Here is a 300-nt window from a genome sequence, read left to right on the forward strand (position 1 = left end):
TGCACGCAGGAGGTCAACGGTTCGATCCCGTTTGGCTCCACCATTAAACTGCTTCTGAAAGCTTAGAAATGAGCATTCCATCAAGGTGATGGTGAATGTTGATTTCTAGTCTTTTGATTAGATCGTTCTTTAAAAATTTGGGTATGTGATAGAAAGATAGACTGAACGTTACTTTCACTGGTAACGGATCAGGCTAAGGTAAAGTTTGTGAGCAATTGCAAATTTTCGGCGAATGTCGTCTTCATAGTATAACCAGATTGCTTGGGGTTATATGGTCAAGTGAAGAAGCGCATACGGTGG

The sequence above is a fragment of the Pantoea sp. B9002 genome, assembly GCF_013385945.1.
GTDB lineage: Bacteria > Pseudomonadota > Gammaproteobacteria > Enterobacterales > Enterobacteriaceae > Pantoea.